The organism is Pseudomonas sp. AM4(2022) (genome assembly GCF_036346515.1).
In the GTDB taxonomy this organism is placed as follows: domain Bacteria; phylum Pseudomonadota; class Gammaproteobacteria; order Pseudomonadales; family Pseudomonadaceae; genus Aquipseudomonas; species Aquipseudomonas paracarnis.
Map to the genome: position 1 here is coordinate 61,962 of NZ_JAOTNW010000020.1, position 3,288 is coordinate 65,249.

Sequence of the window (3,288 nt, forward strand, 5' to 3'; positions counted from 1 at the left end):
GGCGCCTGTGATTTTTTCGCGAGCAAGCTCGCTCCTACAGGAGGTTGGACTTGGCCGTGTTGATGTGGTGCCTCGGGTGAGGCCCGTTTGGGTTACCTGAACTCCAGCAGAATGGATATAGCCGCCAACCAAATCGCAGCGGTGAGGATCATCGTCGTAACGATTGTGAGAAGACGTTTTAGATAGGGAGGGAAGTTCTCATAGTCCACCGGATCCAATTTGCCATGCCGGATATGCAACTTTGGCATCAGGATCATTCCGGCTATTTGTGACATTTCCAAAAGAGACCAAATCAAACCGCGCTTCCCAAGGCTGTCTCCCCAAAGATAGATATAACGACTGTTCTTCAACGCTTCCTTTATGGCGTTCAGATGACGATGGGTAAGATACAGGCTAAGTCCGAGACCCGCATAGCCAAGGACAAGCCAGCCGCCCGCGACAATAATCGCAACCCAGGGAGACCAATTGTCGATACTGGTCATGGTTGAGAAATCTCATAAATCTTGTCTCCCACATCCAGCGTACCGGCAGTACGCCGGCCATGACTGTGAATGAAATGAATACCTCCGACGATCCGATAGATTTGCCCATCTTTCCCGCAACTGACTCGATCCCCTGCACGGGCATGGAGCAGGCCATACATGTTGACTCTGTCATCACCGTCCAGCACTTCGTCGCCGCAGGTGGTCTTGTCACCTTTGCCAATGAGATAACCCACGCTCATTGTTTTGCCCTTTATCCATTAGAGGTTTTGGCCGCACTTTCCGAGGTGGCCGAGTAAGAGAAAGTCAGCGGCAAACCAAATTTTGGAGAGGGATTTCCTGAGGGTAAAGTCAGACGTTTCCGGGCTTTTCGTCGTACAAATCTGATCGTCCCGCAGCACCCGATACAGTCCCCCGCGCGAGCAGTACCGCTCCTTGTCCCCGCTTCCCATGTCACCCCCCAGCCCACAGATCCCTTAATTTTCAAGCCTGCCGGAAGCCCCTCCAGGCCTACGGCTGCGCCCGCAGTTTTTTACAGGCGCGCGCTACTGCCGATCCAAGCGGTAAAACTGAATACGGACAGTCTCGTCAACCGTGAATTACAGGAGATTGCACTCGGCTGTGTTGATGTGGGGCCTCGGGTGAGGCCCGTTTGGGTTACCTGAACTCCAATGCAATGGCTACAACAGCCATCCAAATCAGGGCGGTAGAGATCATCGTCGTAACGATTGTGAGAAGACGCTTTAGATAGGGTGGGAAGTTTTCATAGTCCACGGGGTCCAATTTGCCATGCCGGATATGCAACTTTGGCATCAGGATCATTCCGGCTATTTGTGACATTTCCAAAAGAGACCAAATCAAACCGCGCTTCCCAAGGCTGTCTCCCCAAAGGTAGATATAACGGCTGTTTTTCAAAGCTTCCTTAATGGCGTCCAGGTGACGGTGGGTGAGGTACATACTGAATGCGAGGCCGGCAAAGCCAAGCAGAAGCGGTCCCCCGGCAACCATCCAGAAAGCCAGCCAGGACTTCCAAAACTCTTCCGTCGTCATGGCAAAGATTTCTCATACAAAATTTCTCCGCCCATTTCGCCACCTTTGCCACCGATCGTCGTACCCGCCCAAGCGCCTGTGCCAACCAGAGCCGCTACACAGATAACGCCCCCTATACCTGTCGTAACACCCAGCCCCAGGCAGATCGTACTACCAGCAACACCACCGACCCACCCGCCAGCAGCACCGCCGCCAACCGAGCCAGCGAACTTTCCAGCCTCGGTAAACTTGATCTTTTCGCAAGCCGCTCCGGAATCGTTATTGCAAACCTGCTGTATTGCCAATGAGGCGGATACGCCGCCAAGGGCAATTCCGATATACCCACCTGCCTTCATGTATCTGGCCGCACGGCTGGTGGCTTCCACATGCGCCGAATAACCCGGAATCTGCCCAGGCCCACCCGCTTTGTCCCAGTGATGCACCAGACTGCGACTGGAAATGCCCAGGGCTGTTTTTAACTTGGGATGGTCGCCCAGGGTGGTTTGGCCACGTAAGCGGGTTGAGTTGAGCAGATGGGCGTCCAGCTGGTTCATGAGACGCTGGCGTTCGATGAAGAACTGCGACGACTTGAGGTGGCCGTGTTGGCGATAATTGTCTTGATGTACACGTTCGATAGCTTGGAGGGTGTCGCGCAGGTTGTTCATGTGCGTTTCCATCACCACAGCGCTGACGCCGAGCCAGGTTGAGGTATGGCCGATAAATCCAGCGATCTCGGCACCGTGGCGATAGAGAAAGTCAGCCTCGTCCGGCGTCAGCTCCTCCAGAGATGCGCTGACGTGTTGTGCAGCCTGCATCAGTTGCGCTTCCTGATAGGTGCAGGAGGTGTTGTTCGGATCGCTGAGCACGATCATCGAGCCGGCTTTGACGTGGCTCGTATTGGGATTCAGTGCTTGAAACTTGCGCATTACAGCCGTGTCGAGCGCTGGAAAAAGTATGGCTTCCAGCGCTTCGCGACTCATGCTTTTGGGCACGATGTAAAAACCTGGCTCCTGGCCCATCACACCGTTAAAGACATTCGCAGCCCCATTGCTTGAAGGGGTGTAGGTAGGCTGAGAACGCGCCACTGGGGTGCTGTTCGCCGTTTCCGCGGTGGTGGTTGGCAGGGCTGCGTTTCGGCTCCTATACGTAGCCTTGTGAACCGAAGGGATCAGCCGAGCTTTACAGGGGCAGTCACTGTGGCTATCCAGCGTACCGGCAGTGAGCCGGCCATGACTGTGAATGAAATGAATACCTCCGACGATCCGATAGATTTGCCCATCTTTCCCGCAACTGACCCGATCCCCTGCACGGGCATGGAGCAGGCCATACATGTTGACTCTGTCATCACCGTCCAGCACTTCGCCGCCGCAGGTGGTCTTGTCACCTTTGCCAATGAAATAACCCACGCTCATTGTTTTGCCCTTTATCCATTCGAGTGTTTGGCCGTACTTTCCGAGGTGAGAAAGTCAGCGGCAAACCAAACTTTGGAGAGGGATTACCTGAGGGTAAAGTCAGACGTTTCCGGGCTTTTCGTCGTACAAATCTGATCGGCCCGCAGCACCCGATACAGTCCCTCGCGCGAGCAGTACCGCTCCTTGTCCCCGCTTCCCATGTCACCCCCCAGCCCACAGATCCCTTAATTTTCAAGCCTGCCGGAAGCCCCTCCAGGCCTACGGCTGCGCCCGCAATTTTTTACAGGCGCGCGGTACTGCCGATCCAAGCGGCAAAACTGAATACGGACATTCTCGTCAACCGTGAATTATCAGGCAGGTTCCCC

General features: G+C 54.8%; 4 protein-coding genes. All 4 read right to left on the bottom strand.

What is annotated here, in order from left to right; all coding sequences use genetic code 11:
- Window positions 1-92: 92 nt before the first annotated feature.
- Complete coding sequence (locus ODQ19_RS22675) at window positions 93-482, bottom strand: hypothetical protein (protein ID WP_116665305.1); 390 nt, start codon at window positions 480-482, stop codon at window positions 93-95.
- Window positions 479-724, bottom strand: a complete 246-nt coding sequence (locus ODQ19_RS22680; protein WP_330211271.1) for a PAAR domain-containing protein — start codon at window positions 722-724, stop codon at window positions 479-481. Before ODQ19_RS22680 ends, ODQ19_RS22675 begins: the two co-directional genes overlap by 4 nt.
- A 415-nt stretch (window positions 725-1,139) precedes the next feature.
- On the bottom strand, window positions 1,140-1,532 hold the full coding sequence (locus ODQ19_RS22685) for a hypothetical protein (protein ID WP_116665307.1): 393 nt from the start codon (window positions 1,530-1,532) through the stop codon (window positions 1,140-1,142).
- Entirely contained in the window at window positions 1,529-2,923 is a 1,395-nt protein-coding gene (locus ODQ19_RS22690) for a PAAR domain-containing protein (protein WP_330211272.1), read from the bottom strand. Before ODQ19_RS22690 ends, ODQ19_RS22685 begins: the two co-directional genes overlap by 4 nt.
- Window positions 2,924-3,288 lie beyond the last annotated feature (365 nt).